This window comes from Streptomyces sp. H27-C3, assembly GCF_030063415.1.
Lineage (GTDB): Bacteria > Actinomycetota > Actinomycetes > Streptomycetales > Streptomycetaceae > Streptomyces.
Genome location: NZ_JASITA010000020.1, coordinates 111,187 through 127,126 on the forward strand (window position 1 = coordinate 111,187; position 15,940 = coordinate 127,126).

The following is a 15,940-nucleotide window of genomic DNA, read 5'->3' on the forward strand; positions in this document are numbered from 1 at the left end:
GAGTCTCAGAACGCGGAGTTGGCGAACCACCGCAGCAACAGGTCGTCGTCACCAGAGATCTTGAAGGCGTCCGAGGTCCGCCCGAAGCGCCCGTACAGAAGCAGCAGCAGATCGGCTGAGGCCCCCTCGACGGTCGCGTCGACGACCGCGTCCTTTCCTGCGCCCGCGCCTTCGTCCGCCTCAGTGAGCCGTTCGACCACGAAGTCGTCGGGACGCAGCCGGACCAGCCAGCCACCGTCCCGGTCGGTGCAACGGAAGCGGATGGTCTCGTCGTCGCCGCGCAGGTGCGCGGTCCAGGGCGCGAAGGACGCGGCGAAGGGCAGATTGACCAGGAACTCGTCGATGCCGTCGACGGCGAGACCGGGATCGATCACGGGCCGCTGCCCGAGGGCCAGTTGTACGTCGACGCGGTGCACCAGCGTCTCGAACAGCATGCGCCGGATCCAGAACCTGGCGTGCTGATCGGCACCCCACGCCCACATCGGGGCGTCCGGGTCGGTTTCGGCGAACGCGGCGGTGGCCTCGGCCGAACTCGCCGTCAGCCAGTCGGCATAACCGTCCTCATGCGCCGGCAGCCGCAGCTCCACCTCACGGCTCCGGGGCGGCTCCTGAACGCGTTGGCGCAGCAGCACGGAGAACCAGCGCTGCACGCTCCCGGTGTGCCTGACCAGGTCGAGGAGGGTCCACCCCGGACAGCTGGGCACGGGAGTGGCCAGGTCCACACCCTGTACGAGGGCGACGAGCCGGGCGGTCTCCGCCGGCACAGCGTCGCGGTAGGCGGGCGGTGTGCTTGCCCAACGGGAGTCATCTGACATGTCTGTGCGGCTCCGCCTTCTCAGTTGTTCGTTCTCACGGTGTCGCCGCTCGGACGACGGCGTGCTTCAGTCGCTTTTCGCGCAGTCCCCGGTGGCCGTGGCGGTCGCCGTACTCCCGTCCAGCGCGGCCGTCAGGGTGTTGAGCCGGTCGCGGAGATCGACGATCTCGTCCAGGGAGAGGCCGGTGGAATCGGCGATCGCGCGGGGTACGGCGAGCGCCCTGTCACGCAGCGCGGCGCCCGCCCCGGTGGGGCGGGCTGTGACGGAACGCTCGTCGTCGACGCTGCGCCTGCGCTCCACGTGGCCCGCGGTCTCCAGCCGCTTCAGCAGCGGCGAGAGGGTGCCGGAGTCCAGCCGCAGTCGTTCGCCGATCTTCTTGACCGGCAGTTCGCCGTGCTCCCAGAGCACCAGCATCACCAGGTACTGCGGGTAGGTGAGCCCCAGATCCTTCAGAGCCGACCGGTAGACGCTGTTGAAGGCGCGCGAGGCGGCGTGCAGCGAGAAACAGATCTGGTGGTCGAGGCGCAGGAAGTCCTCGTCGCGTACGTCTGTCGTGTTCATCAGCGACTTCTCCATGAACCCAGGCTACCGCACGCGATTTAGTTGTGTACAACTTAATTGTGTGCTCTAGTTGTCCCAGGACGTTTCCCCCAGAACGACGAGGATGGACACCATGGACGCGCTGTACACCGCTGTCGCCACCGCCAATGGCCGCGAAGGCCGCGCCGTCAGCTCCGACGGCCAGATCGACCTGCCGCTCGGCTTCCCCGTAGCCATGGGCGGCAACGGCAAGGGAACCAACCCCGAGCAGCTCTTCGCCGCCGGGTACGCCGCGTGCTTCGCCAGCGCGATGGGCTCGATCGCACGCCAGGAGAAGCTCGACGTCAAGGACGTGTCGGTGACGGCCGAGGTCAGCATAGGCAAGGACACCGACGGTGGCTTCGGGCTCTCCGTCGTCATGCGGGTCGAGCTGCCCGAGCACCTCGAGGGCGCGGCGGGCCAGGAGCTCCTGGAGAAGACCCACGCCTACTGCCCCTACTCGAAGGCCACCCGCGGCAACATCCCGGTCGAGCTCGTCATCGAATAGCCGCCACGGGCGCCCCTGGGAGACCTCCGGGCGCGGCCGCCGCTCAGAGATTCGAGTTCAGGAACTCCCTGAGCCCGACCTGGTCCATCGGACCGGTCTCAGCCGCCATCACCTCGCCGCTCCTGATCAGCACGACCGACGGGGCGCCGGTGACGTCGTACCTCTTCGTCGGCCCGGGGCACCGCGTCATGTCGGTCCTGACGACGGTCAACCGCTCCGCGTAGGCACCGGCCACCTCTTCCACGACGGCGTCCATCTCCTTGCACACCTTGACCGCCTTGGGCCAGGTCCCGCAGAAGTAGGCGAGCACCGGGCCGTCCGTCATCGCGAGGATGAAATCGAACTCGGCATTCTCCAAGGGTTGATGGACCTTGCTCGCCACGGGCGCTCCTCAGGTTCTGATCTGCGAGCTCTGATCTTCGCGTTCGAACCCGCACTCCAGCAATTCGGGCGCGCGAGACAGGGCACAGCCCCGCAGCCGCCCTACTGCAGTCGCCATTTCTGGTTGGCCGCGCCCGTGCACGCCCAGATCTGCGCCCGCGTCCCGTTGGCGGAGGCGTTGTCCGACGCGTCCAGGCACTTGTCCGACGCCACGTTCACCACATCGCGCTGCCCGTCTCGTGGCGCCACTGTTGTGCGCCTGAGCCATTGCAGCCGTACAGCTGGGTCTTCGCGCAGTCCGTCGTCGATGCCGCGGTCACGTCCAGGCACTTGCCGAGCGCCTGGAGCGAGCCGTCGGCGAGGGTCGTCCAGCGCTGGGCCGCGGAACCGTTGCAGTCCCGCAGCTGGACCGGTGTGCCGTCCGCACTGGAGCCGCCCGCCACGTCCAGGCACTTGCCGCCCAGGCCCACCAGGCTGCCGGACTGCTCCGAGCCGTCCGCCTGGCCGCCCGACCAGGTGAAGGTCGCCGACGTCTTGCCGGGCAGGGAGTACGTGTAGCGCCGACTTCCCCAGTTGACGGTCATCGTCTGCCCGCTCGACGAGTCGTTGTACGCCAGGAGCGCCTTCGAACCGTCGGGGTTGCGCCAAACCACGCTCGGCACAGCAGCGGTGGAGGCGGTGCGGTGCGCACCGGGCTTCACGAACTTCGTGAGGTGGCCCATCGTGTAGTACTCGACCGTGTAGTCGACCTGACCGTGCCGCGAGCCGCCGTTGTGCACGGTGATCAGACCGTCGCAGGTACCGCAGCCACCGTTGTGCGGCCCGCGGTTCTGGTCGACCGCCAGGGACCACTTGGTCACCGACTTCGCCCAGTTACGGGTGTAGTCGATGATGTTCATCATGTCCTCGCGTTGCTGATTCGCTATCCAGGTGCCGCCGGAGCACTCGGTCTGGAACGCGTCGAGCTGCGGGTACTGGTTGTGGACCTCGGTCTGCTTGGAGACGTTCCCGCCGTAGCCGTGCCAGGCGACGCCGCCGAAGTGCGGCGTCCGTGAAGGACGCGCCGCCGCCGGTGAAGGTCTGGTACCGGGTGTTCTCGTCGACGGTGACGTTGGTGCCGCCACCGCCCGTTCCGGCCTGGAAGTTGGTGGGGCTCTGCTGCTGAAGGCCACGGGTGACATGACGGCCGCCGCTGTCGTCGGTCGTGGTGAGCCAGACGTTCACCTGCTCGTCGGCGGCCTGGGCGGTCCCCGTGGAGAGACCGGCGAGTCCTGTGGTGGTGAGTGCTCCCGCGATCAGCAGTCTCGTGAGCCGGGAGGCTCCGCGGATCGGTTTGCGGGGCGGTCTCGTCATGGCCAGCTGCCCTTCTCGGCACGCGGGGGTGCGGGGGGTGTGGGGATGTTGAGGGTGATGCCTTGGATCGAGGCGTGAGTGAACTGCCCATGCGGGCGGGCGTCAAGAGTCCGCACATTCATGTCTTGAACACACAACCTCGTTCATATGCCCAGAACTTGGGATTCTGCCGATCTCTGCGCGAAGTGGCGTGAAGTATTGACGACGACATGGCCTGCATATTGACTCTCCGCAGCACACCGGTACCGCTACCGGTACCGGTTCCGGACGACGAGGCGAAGGCCCTTCGATGCGAGTCACGATCACCGACGTCGCACGTGAGGCGGCTGTCAGCAAGACAACGGTCTCCCGGGTCCTCAACACCAGGGCCGATGTCGGTTCCAGCACCGCCGCCCGCGTTCGCGAAGTGATCGATTCGCTCGGTTACGTACCCAGCTCCGGGGCCGTCGGCCTGGCCCGCGGCACCAGCCGTACCGTCGCGATGCTGACGCCGCCTCTCACCTGGCCGTGGATGGGCGAGGTCCTGCAGGGCGTCGCGGACTCCGTCGAGGCGGCCGGATACGGGCTGTTGCTGTTCACCTGCAACCGGGGCCCGGATTCCGTCCGTCACTTCGCCAGTCAGGTCTCCGCCCGAGCCTTCGACGGGCTCCTCGTCATCGAGCCGGAGAACACCCTCGACACCATCACGGCGATGCAGCGCCGCGGACTGCCCGTCGTACTCATCGACGACCGCGGCCACCACCCCGACTTTCCGTCGGTGGCCACCACCAACCACGAGGGCGGCGCGTCCGCCGCCCGCCATCTGCTGGCCTCCGGCCGCACCAGGCCGCTCGTCATCACCGGCCGCCGCGACTTCGGCTGTGTACGCGACCGGCTGGCGGGGTTCCTCGAAGTGATGCCCACCGACCTGATCACCGAGGGCACCTTCACCGAGGCCTCCGGCCGGCACGGCGTGGAGCGGACCCTCGTGGAGGGCGGCGCCCGGGGCGGCGACTTCGACTGCGTCTTCGCGCACAACGACCTCATCGCCTCGGGCGCCCTGCGCGCCCTGCGCGCCGCCGGCCGCAGCGTCCCTGAGGACGTCGCCGTCGTCGGTTTCGACGACATACCCATGGCCCAGCACACCGAGCCGCCGCTGACCACCGTCCGCCAGCCCATGCGGCAGATGGGCGAGACCGCGGCACGGCTCCTGCTAGCGCGGCTCGGCGGCGAGACAATCCCAGACGAGCCGGTCGTCCTGCCCACTGAACTCATCGTCCGCCGCTCCGCGCCCGCCCACTGAGACCCCCACGGCCACCGGACGGCCCGCCGCGATATCCGTCCCCCGCCCGGCACACCCCTGTCCCGCACCGCCGCCGAAGGAGCCGCAATGCCACGACCTCGCTTCAGAAGCAGACCCAGTACGGCGGTGATCGCAGCCACCGCCGTACTCGGGAGCCTGCTCACCGGCGCCCTGCCCAGCGCCGCCGCCGACGCGCCCGCCCCCGTGACCGTCGACCGCTTCGAGGGTGAGATCCCCTTTGCGAACCCACCCGCGGAGGGCATCTTCACCTGGGGCAGTGACGCCGACGACCAGCCGAAGCTGGCGATCAAGGAGCGCGCCGACGCCCCCGAGGGCAGCAAGGTCCTCGAAGGCACCTACGACATCAGCGGCTGGGGCGGCGTCAGCCACGATTTCGCCTTCGACAAGCCCGCCCAAGACTGGACCGCCCACAAGGGGGTCCGCTTCTGGTGGTACGGCCAGAACACCGCTCCCCTGCCGCCCGGTTCGGGCAAGCGCGTCAACTTCGAGATCCAGGACGGCGGCGCCAACGGCGAGGCGTCCGAGCTGTGGACCACGTCGTTCACCGACGACTGGGAGGGCTGGCATCGCGTCGAGATCCCGTTCTCCGAGTTCAACTACCGCGCCGACTACCAGCCCGTCGGCGGCATCGACCAGGTCCTGGGCCTGGACGAGATGTGGGGCTACGCCCTCACGCTGCCGACCGGCGCCCCCGGTTCCTTCGCCCTGGACGGCATGGAGCTGTACGGCACGGCCGAACCGGCCCTGAACGCCAAGGTCATCACCGACGCCGCCGTGTACCCGGTCGCCGAGGGCGCCGCCGCCCAGGTGAAGCTCTCCGTCGCCACCACCGGCTCCGGCCCGATCGACCAGCCGGTCACCGTCGGGTACACCACCGAGGGCGGCAGCGCCGAGCCCGGCAAGGACTACGCGCCGGTCACCGGCAGCGTCACCTTCCCGGCCGGAACCGCCTCAGGTGCGAGCCGCTCGATCGCCGTCGCCACCAAGAAGGACAACTCGGCCGAGTCCGCGGAGACCATCCCGCTCAAGCTCACCGTCACCGGCGCCAAGGCCCCCGCCGAGACCCCGCAGGTCGTCGTGAACGCCCACGGCCTGCCGTATCTCGACCAGAGGCTCCCGCTCAAGAAGCGTGTCGCCGACCTGCTTTCGAGGATGTCCCTCGACGAGAAGGCCGGCCAGATGACACAGGCCGAGCGCAACGCCCTCAAGTCGCAGGGCGACATCGCCTCCTACGAGCTGGGCTCGCTGCTCTCCGGCGGCGGCTCGGTGCCGACCCCGAACGCGCCCGAGGCGTGGGCGAAGATGGTCGACTCGTACCAGCTGCGCTCCCGCGCGACCCGCCTGCAGATTCCGCTGATCTACGGCGTGGACGCGGTGCACGGCCACAACAACGTCATCGGGTCGACGATCATGCCGCACAACATCGGCATCGGAGCGGGCCGTGACCCGAAGGTCTCCGAGAAGACGGGCGCCGTGACCGCCAAGGAGGTGCGCGCCACGGGCATCCCGTGGGACTTCGCGCCCTGTCTCTGCGTGACCCGCGACGAGCGCTGGGGGCGCTCCTACGAGGCGTTCGGTGAGGACCCGGCGCTGGTCACCGCCATGGACACCGTGATCAACGGTATGCAGGGCGCCCGCAACGGCATGGACCTCGACCGCAACGACAAGGTGCTCACCAGCGCCAAGCACTTCGTGAGCGACGGCGGCACCGAGTTCGGGTCCTCGACCACCGGCTCGTACACGATCGACCAGGGCATCACCAAGGTCACCCATGAGGAGCTGGAGGCGGTGCATCTCGCGCCGTTCGCGGACGCGGTCGAGCGCGGTGCCGGCACGGTCATGCCGTCGTACTCCTCTCTGGACGTCCTGGGCGACGACCAGGGCCCGGTGAAGATGCACGCGAACACCGAGATGATCAATGGGGTCCTCAAGGACCGCATGGGCTTCGACGGCTTCGTTATCAGCGACTGGCAGGCCATCGACCAGATCCCCGGCGACTATCCGAGCGACGTACGCACCTCGATCAACGCCGGTCTCGACATGATCATGGTGCCGACCGACTACCAGGACTTCACCAAGACGCTGAAGGACGAGGTGACGGCCGGGCGCATCGGCCAGCACCGGATCGACGACGCGGTGGCCCGGATCCTGACCCAGAAGTTCAAGCTGGGCCTGTTCGAGCAGCCGTACGCCGACACCACCAACCTGGGCCAGGTCGGCTCCCCGGAGCACCGCGCGGTGGCCCGCGAAGCCGTCGCCAAGTCCCAGGTGCTGATGAAGAACGACGGCGCCGTGCTGCCGCTGAAGAAGTCCCAGAGGGTGTACGTCGCCGGGTCCAACGCCGACGACCTCGGCAACCAGGCCGGTGGCTGGACCGTCAGCTGGCAGGGCGCGTCCGGGAAAATCACCACCGGCACCACCGTCCTCGAAGGCATGAAGAAGGCCGCCCCGGACGCGGAGATCTCCTACTCCAAGGACGTCTCCGCCGCCACCGACGGCCATGACGTCGGCGTGGTCGTCGTCGGCGAGACCCCCTACGCCGAAGGCATCGGTGACGTGGGCAACGGCAACGACCTTGAGCTGACGGCCGCCGACAAGGCCGCGGTCGACAAGGTCTGCGCCGCGATGAAGTGCGCGGTCCTGGTCGTCTCCGGACGCCCGCAGCTCATCGGCGACCGGCTCGGCGACATCGACGCGCTCGTCGCGTCCTGGCTGCCCGGCACCGAGGGCGACGGGGTTGCCGACGTCCTCTACGGCAAGCGTCCCTTCACTGGCCAGCTTCCGGTCACCTGGCCGAAGTCGGAGGCGCAGTTGCCGATCAACGTCGGGGACGCCTCGTACGCCCCGCAATTCCCGTACGGCTGGGGGCTGACCACCCTCGGTAAGGCTCCCGCGGGCGGTGAGACCACGCTGAAGGCCATCGGCCTCGCGGCAAAGCTCCTCCAGGCGAGGGGGCAGGGCAAGTCCGCGCAGGGCAGGGAACTGGTCGCCAAGGCGCGGCTGATCGTCCAGCAGAGGATCGGCCAGAACATCACCGAGGCCTCGGCGAAGCCGTTCGCGGACGCGGACCATCTGCTGCTCACCGGGAACCTGTCGGGCGCGGTCAACAAGCTGATCGCCGCCCACCGGGCCGCCTGAGCAAGGTGCGGGGTGAGCGGGGCGCGCATGTGCCCCGCTCACCCCGAACCGAGCGGTCGTCGGGTCCCGTCTCGCGGGCAGCCTCACCTCATGCAGGTATCACCGGGAGGAATCAGTCACTCGGCCTTGTCCTCCGCGAGGGTGTGCGCGACAAGGGCGTTGGCATGACCGTGCCCCATGCCGTGCTCCGCCTTGAGCCAGGAGACCAGTTCCATGTGCTTGGTCAACGGCGAGGCGCGGATCAGTTCCTTCCACTCCGTGACCGGGCGGCCGTACTTCGCCTCGATCGAAGGAAAATAACTGGCAGGGCCCTTCACGGCTTCAGTCATATCAACATCCTGCCAGTCCCCTCGCCGAGACGCTCAGGGCAACCGCAAAGTGAACCAGCGCACGGTGTCGCCCGGCAGCGCATACGGCTCGACCTCGACAAAACCGCGCGGGTCACGGGGGCGTCAACCGCATATCGCCTGCCGTCCCGGTCCGTGTCATTGAATTTCCGGCCCCCGAGGCCTCTCATCTGCGGCTTCCAGAAGCGGTGTTCCGCGTTTTCGGCGGGCTGTGGACGGGAGACGCACCCGACTCGCAACCCGGTCCAACGCGGCAATCCCGGTGTTCATGGCCCCCTCGGCGCCGCCTGATGGGATGAACGGCCGTACATGGCCGTATCCTCATCATCGGATGCCGAACCTGGCCCGGTGGGCGACGCCGATGGAAACGGGCAGTTCGCTCAGCACGAGCCAGTGGCAACGGTGTTCCGTAGGTGATCCACGACGCTGCCCGAACCGGGACTTCTCGCCGGGCACCCGACGCGGACACGATGTGAACCGAACGGTGGGCGACTACCGGCCGACCGCCTGTCGCTGTCGCAATCAGTAGAGGTCGAGCTCGAAGCTGATCTGTGCAACGCCCCATCGACAGTCGACTCGACCGGCCACCGCCGCCGTCCAAAGCCTGCCGCTGCGGACATTCTGCTCGCCGTACCACAGCCAACATGGAGCCTTGATGACCGCACAGCCGCACCAGCGCCCTGACGAGGCAGCTGGACTTCCCCGCCCGACCAAGCCGGACTACACCTCGGTGTTCCTCCAGCCGAACCTCGCCAGCACGCGTCCGCACGCGGATGACGCGATCGAGGACGAGCCTCAGATCCCGAGCATCTCAAAGACCCGGTTCTGAAGGACCTCTTCGAGGCGGCCCCTGGGCTCCCACTGTTGATCGGCACTCCGCACAGCCCGCTGTGCGGAGTGCCGATCTTTCCGGGTGCGGACCGCCGAGGCGAGAGCGCGCCGGCGGCGGCAGGGCTCTACTGGAAGGCGGGCACCAGCCCGGTGACGGGCTGGACCAAGTCGGTGACCTTGTGCAGCTCGCCCAGCTTGTGCAGCTGGCTCAACTGGTAGGTAACGGTGGGCACCTCGTGCCGGCGCTCGGCCGGCAGAGCGCTCGTGCCGAGGTCATCGAGCAGGTCGGGGACGGACACGTACGGGCCGGAGGGCTCGGCCGCACTTGCGAGCGGTGCCGCGAGTGCTGAGACGCCGGTGGCGAGGGCCACGACGGCGAGGACGCTCTTTGCTTTGATCATGCCTGGAGCAACGGCCCCGACCGTCCGACGGACACGGTCGCCCGGCCGCCCTCACCCGCAAGGCGGAGTGTGTATTGCCGAGGGTTCGACGAGCCCCCGGCGTGCACGCCCACAAGCGATCACAGCGGCGCCGCTGTCCGCCCGCAGTCCGTCAGCGCAGGTGGCACACGAAGACGTCAGGCGCGTCGTTGGCGTCGTCCGGGACGAGATTGGCGGCCGGGGAGTCGAACCCCACCGCGCCGCCGCCGTCGGTGCCCCCGGTGCGCGGCCCGGGGTCGGTGTCCTCGGACACCTGCCCAGTGTCCTCGCTGACGAGCCGTACCTCCCCGGTCCGCATGCCCTTCAGGAAGACGTCTGGGCTGCTGTCCCGGTCGTCGCCGGAGAGGTTCGACGCGGCGGAAGTGAACGCGGCGTAGCGCCCGTCCCGGCTCAGCGAGACATGATCGCTCCTGCCGTTGGCCGGTGTGCGTCCGCCGCGGCGCTGACCAGCCGCATCCGACGCGTCTCGCGGTCGTGGAGGACATGTGCGCGCTGGTCGGGGCGGGTCCCTCGGGGCGCAGCACGCCGGACACAGAGGTGAACGCCACGAAGCGGGCATCACCGCTGTGGGAGGCGCCCCATGACGGCGTCCGGCGGTTGCCGGGACGCCTACGCCACGGGCAATCTGGGGCGCTGATCAGCGGTCCGCCCACGCGCAGCGGCGGCGCACGCCTACGCTCGGGCCATGGATGCGTTCGTACCGTTCCTGATACTCGTCGGCGCCCTCGCCGCGGTGATGGGTTTCCTCACCTGGCTGGCGTCCCAGCCCGTCGCCGCGGGGGTGCCGGTGCGGCCCTCGGCGCGACCATGGCTGCCTACGACGAGGCGATGCGTACGACCGCTCACCAGTCCTCCTACGAGATCCGGGCCCAGGCCGGTCGTCGGGCACCGACGCAGTCGCCCCACGATCCCTGAAGGCCGAGCCGCGGCGGGGCGAGCCTGCCGGGCGCGGGAGGCCGACGACCGCTTCGGCCGCGTCCTAAGCCGCCTACGGCAGGATCTGCGTCGCCGGGTCGCTCGCCTGCGGCGCGGTCACTGAGCGCTCCCGGCGGGGCTCAGCGCGCCTCGCTCTCGGCGTTCTTCGCCTTGATGCGCTCCGCTTCCTTGCGGACCTCGGCCTGGGTGGCGCGCTCCTTCTCCAGCCACTCGGGACGCTCCGCCCGCAGCGTGTTGATCTGCTCGGTGGTGAGTGCCTCGGTGACTCCGCCGCGGGCGAGACCCGCGATGGAGATGTCCAGCCGCTCCGCGACCACCGGGCGGGGGTGCGGGCCGTTGTGCCGCAGGTCCAGCAGCCACTGGGGCGGGTCGGCCTGCAGTGCGCTCAGCTGGGTGCGCGAAACGACCCCCTCCTGGAACTCGGCGGGGGTGGCTTCGAGGTACACACCCAGCTTCTTGGCCGCGGTCGCGGGTTTCATCATCTGGGTGGTCTTGTTCGAGGTCATGAGGTCAAGAGTATCGAGCGTGTGCGGTACCTCCGACCAGGACCGGTAGCCTGGCGGAGTGACAGGCTCGGAAGCACCCCTCTCGTTCAGGCTCGCGTACGTCCCGGGGGTGACCCCCACCAAGTGGGTGCGGATCTGGAACGAGCGGTTGCCCGACGTTCCCCTGACCCTGATCGCGGTGTCCGCCGCCGAAGCCCCCGACGTACTGCGGGACGGCGGCGCCGACGTGGGTCTGGTGCGGCTGCCGGTCGACCGGACGGCGCTCAGCGCGATCCCCCTGTACACCGAGACCTCTGTCGTCATGGTCCCGAAGGACCACGTCGTGGCCGCGGTCGACGAGGTGACCGCCGAGGATCTGGCCGACGACATCGTGCTGAGCCCCCTCGACGACACCCTCGGCTGGGAGAGCCTGCCGGGACGACCCGCGAACGAGCGTCCCGCCACGACGACGGACGCCGTCGAGCTTGTCGCGGCAGGGATCGGGCTGCTCGTCGTACCGCAGTCGATCGCCCGCCTGCACCACCGCAAGGACCTCACGTACCGGCCGGTGTCGGACGCCCCCGAGTCGCGCATCGCGCTGTCGTGGCTGGAGGACAGGACCACCGACCTGGTGGAGGAATTCATCGGGATCGTCCGCGGGCGGACCGTCAACAGCACCCGGGGCCGTCCCCCGACCCCGCCGCAGCCGAAGGCCAAGCGGCCCAGTACGGGCGGCACACGGCAGAAGCCCGCCGCAGGCAAGTCGGCCGGCAAGAACCCCCGGGGCGGTTCCGGCGGCGCCAAGGGCAGCAAGAGCGGCAAACCCCGTCGTCGTCCGTAACCCCTGCGACGCGCGCCCCTGAGGACGCTCCGGCCCGCACGTGGCGCTGCGGTGTGGCCGGATCGCGCTCTGGCCGCTGGGGCGGTGACAGGTGAGGATGCTCTGCGGCCGGGGCACTGGATGCCCCGGATGTCTCGTACACCGCAGGTGCGTCCCCCGGGCCACGCGGCGGGCGCCGGTGAGCGGGGCAGGGGTACGGCCCGCGGAGCCCGTCGATCGCGCCGAACCGGGGATGCGATGCTGGTGTGGTGTCTTTCACATGGCTCGTTCCTGATCCGATCTCGGCCGACCCACCCCACGCCACCGTCAACCCGTTGTTGACCCAGTCGTGGCTGGACCTGGCGTTCCTGCACTGGGCGGTGGACCCGGCCGAGGTGGCTCCGCTACTGCCGGCCGGAACCGTTCCCGACACCTTCGACGGGATGACGTACGTCGGCCTCGTCGCCTTCCGCATGCACCGCGTCGGCTGGTTCGCCCTCCCCGGTGTGCCGTACCTGGGCACCTTTCCCGAGACCAACGTCCGGCTGTACTCGGTGGACGCCCAGGGGCGGCGGGGTGTGGTCTTCCGTTCGCTCGACGCCTCCCGCCTGATCCCGGTGGCTGTCGCGAGGGCCCTGTTCCGGCTGCCGTACCTGTGGTCCGGGATGACCGTCCGGCACAGCGGGGACACCGTGACGTACACGAGCGCCCGGCGCTGGCCGGGGCCGCGCGGCGCGTACAGCCGGATCACCGTCCGTCCGGGCGAGAGGGTCGAGGAACCCACGCCTCTGGAGGATTTCCTGACCGCGCGCTGGGGCATGCACAACACGTTCTTCGGGCGGCAGATGTACCTCCCGAACACCCACTCGCGCTGGCCCCTGCACCGGGCCGAGCTGCTCGAATGCGACGAGAACCTCATCCGGGCAGCCGGTCTGGCCGCGCCGGTCGGTGAGCCGGTGAGCGTCCTGTACTCGCCCGGTGTGGCCGTGCGCTTCGGGCGGCCCGCCCGCCCGGGCGGCATTCCGACCCCCTGACCCGGTGCGGCGGGGCCAGAGGGTGTCACTGATCTTCTCCGGGGCCCTCAGCGGGCGCCGAAGACCTGCGTCCACCAGGGGCCGCCGGATGCGTCGTGCACTCCGAGGCCGATTTCCTTGAAGGAGCAGTTGAGTATGTTCGCGCGGTGGCCGGGGCTGTCCATCCACCCCTGCATCACACTGGCGGGAGTTTTCTGGCCACGGGCTATGTTCTCGCCGTACGTGGTCCAGGTGTATCCGGCGGCGGTGACGCGATCCCCGGGGTCCCGGCCGTCCGGGGATGTGTGGTCGAAGTAGTCGCGGGCCGCCATGTCCTCGGAGTGGCGTTGGCCGGCCGTGTCCAGGCGGGAGTTCTGGCTGACCCGGCCGCAGCCCTTCTTGCCCCGCTCGGTGTTGACCAATGCCGTCACCTGTTGCGCGAAGGACGAGGGCGCGGCGCCCGGCTGCGCGCTGGGGCGGGGGTCGGGTGACGACACCGGCCGGGGCGAGGCCTTGCTCGGCGTCGACTTCGGCTCGGGCTTCGGCCTGGGCTTCGCCTTCGCGGTTTTCTTGACCGGGGTGGTCGAGGCGCTCGGCTTGGTGGACGGCGAGGCCGACACCGCCGGTGGGGGCGACTTCGTCGAGGGGGCGACGGTCGGCACGGACGCGTCGGCGGCTGCCTGTGCGGGGGCCACCTTCTGGGACTCGTCCGGCTTCAGCAGGGTCATACCGGTGTATGCGCCGCCTCCCATCAGAAGCACCGCGGCCGAGGCCGCCACGGTACGCCGACGTCGCGTCGCCCGCCGGCTGCGCCGTTCCTGGCGGCGGCCCGAGGAAGCGAGCTGGACGGGGAGGTCTTCACCGTACGCGGCAAGGTCGGGTGATCCGTGTCCGCCGGGGGCGACCGCATCGGCGAGCGCGGCGGACACGGGTATGAGCCCCAGGCCCACCAGCAGCCTTTCGGCCGGCACCAGTCCGGCCCCGTAACCGGAGCAGACCGTGCAGTCCCGGGCGTGCCGCGCCAGCCGCTTGCGCCAGAGCGTGGACGGCACCCCGCCCCACGGCCCTATGGCATCGTCCAGCAGCGCGCACCGCGGTTCGGCCGACAGCGCGCGTACGACCACCCGTGCCGTCTCCAGCTGTGCCTTCACCCGCTGCACCCGTACCGCCGTGTGCTGGGGTGACAGCTCCATCGCCGCGGCCACCTCGGCCCGGGTGAGCTCACCCGCCGCCTCCAGCCACCACAGCGACAGCAGCGCCCGGTCGTCCCCGTCCAGCCAGCGGGTCGCCTCCGCGACTTCCCGGCGCTGGCCCGACAGGCCCAGACGCAGGATCGTCAGGTCCACGAAATCCGCGCCGGGGTCGGCCATGTCACGGGCGTCCGGCAGCTCACCGCTGACGGGGGTCGTCCGATGGGACTGCCAGTGGTCACGTAGCTGATTCATCGTGATGGCCACCAGCCAGGACCGGAAGCTGCCCGGGTCGCGCAGCGAGCCGAAACCGCTCAGTGCGCGGATCAGCGTCTCCTGCACCACGTCGTCGACATCGGCGTGCCCGCTCAGCGCCCGGCCCACGATGTTGTAGACGAGCGGCAGGTACGCGGCGACAAGCTCGTCCTGCGCCCGCTGATCCCCGCCCTGCGCCGCCTCGATCACTGCGGTTTCGCGTTCGCTGCCCACGCTCGACACTCCTCCTCGGGCTGTGCCCGGTCCCGACTGTTCCATCCGACACAGAAGGAGACCGGTCGCTGGGGCCGCGATAACGAAAAAACCGGGGCCCAATGCTGCCGGATGCTACTTCGCCGCCCGCGCATCTTCCGCCCAGTGGGTACGTGACGTACATGACCTCCGGGCCCGAAATTCCGCCGCCGGACATGGGTGTGGCGTGCCGCGGCTGGATTGCCGTGGCACGCCGTACAGGCGACTGCGTTGGTTCAAGCACTGAGGGCGACGCCCTCAGGAATGACCGCCTGCCGGAATCAGCGGTGGTGGCCGTGGCCGCGTCCCCAGGACTCGGTGTCGATGACCCGGCCGCGGTCGTTGCGCAGGACGGCCTTGTCCGACCGGTTGTCCCACATGTAGTTGCGGCGGTCCTGGAAGACGTCGTGGCGGGTGTCACGGCCGACGCCGGTGTGGACCTTGATGGCGGAGCGGCCGTGCAGGCGGACGCTGGTGAAGCGGTAGCGCTGGCCGTCACGGTTGGTAACCCTCTTCCGCATCGGGCACGAATCCGAAACGAGCACTTACCAAAGGTTCGCTGGGGGTTACACCTACCCGTTGAGCGCTCAACAACAACCCTTTCCGGCGCCGCACACTCCTCTCCGCACGCGCCGCCCGCGCCACCCCGGAGAGTTGGTAACGGACCCGGAGGCCCGCTTCTCGCACACAGAGCAGCAAAGCCGCTCTGTGTGCGATTTCATGGGGCGCGAGGAAGGCTGCGGCGCCATCGCCCCGGGCGGCGCCGACCAGCGGCTCGCCTGTCCAGGGGTGTCCGGGTTCCCGGCGTACGCCTCAAGGGGACCATGCGACCCTGATCTCGGCCGGACAGTCCCTGGATGTGTCGTTCGGTCAGGGCAGCGGGATACCGCGGGCCATGATCCACAGTTCGTACCACTCCTCGTGAGTGAGGGCGGGTTCCCGCAGCGCCGCGTCATGGCAGGCGCGGATGCGTGCCGGGCGGGCGCTGCCGACGACCGGGAAGGGGGGCACGGTGCTGGTCGGGCGTCTGCTGCATCGACACTGACGAGGCGGCGGCGTCGGCCGGCGCGGGGCTGACCACTGGCGACGGGTGCCCGGGGAGCACCTGAACCACACCATGAACCAATGATCCTGAAGCGGACCCGAAGTGGCCCGGAAGTGGAAGCGACTAAGGGCTGTCCCGTAATCCCTGGTGGATCAGCGCACGGCGTCAGATGCGGTGCATCGCAAGGCGGAGGGACGTTCGCATACTGGACGTATTCGGGCGTTCCGACAACGCGGCGAGGTGCCGTAG

16 protein-coding genes and 1 pseudogene are annotated in these 15,940 nt (G+C 69.6%); 6 read left to right on the forward strand and 11 right to left on the reverse strand.

Translation table 11 applies throughout. The features are described from left to right. Positions 1-5 precede the first annotated feature (5 nt). Together QMK30_RS21190 and QMK30_RS21195 are read right to left on the reverse strand one after the other, a co-directional pair. Complete coding sequence (locus QMK30_RS21190; protein ID WP_283519847.1) at positions 6-815, reverse strand: maleylpyruvate isomerase family mycothiol-dependent enzyme; 810 nt, start codon at positions 813-815, stop codon at positions 6-8. A 66-nt stretch (positions 816-881) separates the two neighbouring features. Next, the gene (locus tag QMK30_RS21195; protein ID WP_283519848.1) at positions 882-1,391 is read right to left on the reverse strand and encodes a MarR family winged helix-turn-helix transcriptional regulator; all 510 of its coding nucleotides are present in this window, start codon (positions 1,389-1,391) and stop codon (positions 882-884) included. 97 nt (positions 1,392-1,488) lie between these two features. On the opposite strand from QMK30_RS21195, the gene QMK30_RS21200 reads away from it, so the two are divergent. Beyond that, positions 1,489-1,902, forward strand: a complete 414-nt coding sequence (locus tag QMK30_RS21200) for an organic hydroperoxide resistance protein (protein ID WP_283519849.1) — start codon at positions 1,489-1,491, stop codon at positions 1,900-1,902. Between the two features lie 43 nt (positions 1,903-1,945). Here the strand turns inward: QMK30_RS21200 and QMK30_RS21205 are convergent, their stop codons facing one another. Together QMK30_RS21205 and QMK30_RS21210 are read right to left on the reverse strand one after the other, a co-directional pair. Continuing rightward, on the reverse strand, positions 1,946-2,284 hold the full coding sequence (locus QMK30_RS21205; RefSeq protein WP_283519850.1) for a thioredoxin family protein: 339 nt from the start codon (positions 2,282-2,284) through the stop codon (positions 1,946-1,948). A gap of 101 nt (positions 2,285-2,385) precedes the next feature. Further along, positions 2,386-3,636: pseudogene (locus QMK30_RS21210) on the reverse strand (ricin-type beta-trefoil lectin domain protein). 289 nt (positions 3,637-3,925) lie between these two features. Between QMK30_RS21210 and QMK30_RS21215 the strand changes: the two are divergent. Both QMK30_RS21215 and QMK30_RS21220 read left to right on the forward strand, forming a co-directional pair. Further along, positions 3,926-4,918 (forward strand): LacI family DNA-binding transcriptional regulator, encoded by a 993-nt coding sequence (locus QMK30_RS21215; protein WP_283519851.1) that lies wholly within the window; start codon positions 3,926-3,928, stop codon positions 4,916-4,918. An 87-nt stretch (positions 4,919-5,005) separates the two neighbouring features. Next, positions 5,006-8,077: a glycoside hydrolase family 3 protein gene (locus QMK30_RS21220; protein WP_283519852.1), complete on the forward strand. Its 3,072-nt coding sequence runs from the start codon at positions 5,006-5,008 to the stop codon at positions 8,075-8,077. A gap of 116 nt (positions 8,078-8,193) precedes the next feature. On the opposite strand, the gene QMK30_RS21225 is transcribed toward QMK30_RS21220, so the two are convergent. Beyond that, positions 8,194-8,406, reverse strand: coding sequence for a DUF4287 domain-containing protein (locus QMK30_RS21225; RefSeq protein WP_283519853.1), 213 nt, complete (start codon positions 8,404-8,406; stop codon positions 8,194-8,196). Positions 8,407-9,079: 673 nt separating this feature from the next. Here QMK30_RS21225 and QMK30_RS21230 point away from each other — a divergent pair. After that, positions 9,080-9,253 carry a hypothetical protein gene (locus tag QMK30_RS21230; protein ID WP_283519854.1) on the forward strand — a complete coding sequence of 58 codons (174 nt, stop codon included), beginning with the start codon at positions 9,080-9,082 and terminating at the stop codon, positions 9,251-9,253. A gap of 127 nt (positions 9,254-9,380) precedes the next feature. Here the strand turns inward: QMK30_RS21230 and QMK30_RS21235 are convergent, their stop codons facing one another. The 3 genes from QMK30_RS21235 to QMK30_RS21245 form a co-directional block, all read right to left on the reverse strand. Beyond that, positions 9,381-9,656 carry a hypothetical protein gene (locus QMK30_RS21235; protein WP_283519855.1) on the reverse strand — a complete coding sequence of 92 codons (276 nt, stop codon included), beginning with the start codon at positions 9,654-9,656 and terminating at the stop codon, positions 9,381-9,383. Between the two features lie 151 nt (positions 9,657-9,807). Further along, on the reverse strand, positions 9,808-9,993 hold the full coding sequence (locus tag QMK30_RS21240) for a hypothetical protein (protein WP_283519856.1): 186 nt from the start codon (positions 9,991-9,993) through the stop codon (positions 9,808-9,810). Between the two features lie 757 nt (positions 9,994-10,750). After that, positions 10,751-11,137, reverse strand: coding sequence for a DUF5997 family protein (locus tag QMK30_RS21245; RefSeq protein ID WP_283519857.1), 387 nt, complete (start codon positions 11,135-11,137; stop codon positions 10,751-10,753). A gap of 58 nt (positions 11,138-11,195) precedes the next feature. Between QMK30_RS21245 and QMK30_RS21250 the strand changes: the two genes are divergently transcribed. Together QMK30_RS21250 and QMK30_RS21255 are read left to right on the forward strand one after the other, a co-directional pair. Further along, a complete protein-coding gene (locus QMK30_RS21250) occupies positions 11,196-11,957 on the forward strand; it encodes a LysR family substrate-binding domain-containing protein (RefSeq protein ID WP_283519858.1) in 762 nt (253 codons plus the stop codon). A gap of 248 nt (positions 11,958-12,205) precedes the next feature. Continuing rightward, positions 12,206-12,970 (forward strand): YqjF family protein, encoded by a 765-nt coding sequence (locus tag QMK30_RS21255; RefSeq protein ID WP_283519859.1) that lies wholly within the window; start codon positions 12,206-12,208, stop codon positions 12,968-12,970. 47 nt (positions 12,971-13,017) lie between these two features. On the opposite strand, the gene QMK30_RS21260 is transcribed toward QMK30_RS21255, so the two are convergent. The 3 genes from QMK30_RS21260 to QMK30_RS21270 form a co-directional block, all read right to left on the reverse strand. Further along, a complete protein-coding gene (locus tag QMK30_RS21260) occupies positions 13,018-14,628 on the reverse strand; it encodes a sigma-70 family RNA polymerase sigma factor (protein WP_283519860.1) in 1,611 nt (536 codons plus the stop codon). Between the two features lie 299 nt (positions 14,629-14,927). After that, a complete protein-coding gene (locus QMK30_RS21265) occupies positions 14,928-15,167 on the reverse strand; it encodes a lamin tail domain-containing protein (RefSeq protein ID WP_349362100.1) in 240 nt (79 codons plus the stop codon). A 349-nt stretch (positions 15,168-15,516) separates the two neighbouring features. Next, a complete protein-coding gene (locus QMK30_RS21270) occupies positions 15,517-15,657 on the reverse strand; it encodes a hypothetical protein (protein WP_283519861.1) in 141 nt (46 codons plus the stop codon). Positions 15,658-15,940: the final 283 nt, after the last annotated feature.

Excerpts from the sequence above, each read along its gene's own strand:
- QMK30_RS21225 (WP_283519853.1), bottom strand. The coding sequence starts at position 8,406 with ATGACTGAAGCCGTGAAGGGCCCTGCCAGTTATTTTCCTTCGATCGAG.
- QMK30_RS21245 (WP_283519857.1), bottom strand. The coding sequence starts at position 11,137 with ATGACCTCGAACAAGACCACCCAGATGATGAAACCCGCGACCGCGGCC.
- QMK30_RS21240 (WP_283519856.1), bottom strand. The coding sequence starts at position 9,993 with ATGCGGACCGGGGAGGTACGGCTCGTCAGCGAGGACACTGGGCAGGTG.
- QMK30_RS21200 (WP_283519849.1), top strand. The coding sequence starts at position 1,489 with ATGGACGCGCTGTACACCGCTGTCGCCACCGCCAATGGCCGCGAAGGC.
- QMK30_RS21220 (WP_283519852.1), top strand. The coding sequence starts at position 5,006 with ATGCCACGACCTCGCTTCAGAAGCAGACCCAGTACGGCGGTGATCGCA.
- QMK30_RS21195 (WP_283519848.1), bottom strand. The coding sequence starts at position 1,391 with ATGGAGAAGTCGCTGATGAACACGACAGACGTACGCGACGAGGACTTC.
- QMK30_RS21230 (WP_283519854.1), top strand. The coding sequence starts at position 9,080 with ATGACCGCACAGCCGCACCAGCGCCCTGACGAGGCAGCTGGACTTCCC.
- QMK30_RS21215 (WP_283519851.1), top strand. The coding sequence starts at position 3,926 with ATGCGAGTCACGATCACCGACGTCGCACGTGAGGCGGCTGTCAGCAAG.
- QMK30_RS21190 (WP_283519847.1), bottom strand. The coding sequence starts at position 815 with ATGTCAGATGACTCCCGTTGGGCAAGCACACCGCCCGCCTACCGCGAC.
- QMK30_RS21235 (WP_283519855.1), bottom strand. The coding sequence starts at position 9,656 with ATGATCAAAGCAAAGAGCGTCCTCGCCGTCGTGGCCCTCGCCACCGGC.
- QMK30_RS21265 (WP_349362100.1), bottom strand. The coding sequence starts at position 15,167 with ATGCGGAAGAGGGTTACCAACCGTGACGGCCAGCGCTACCGCTTCACC.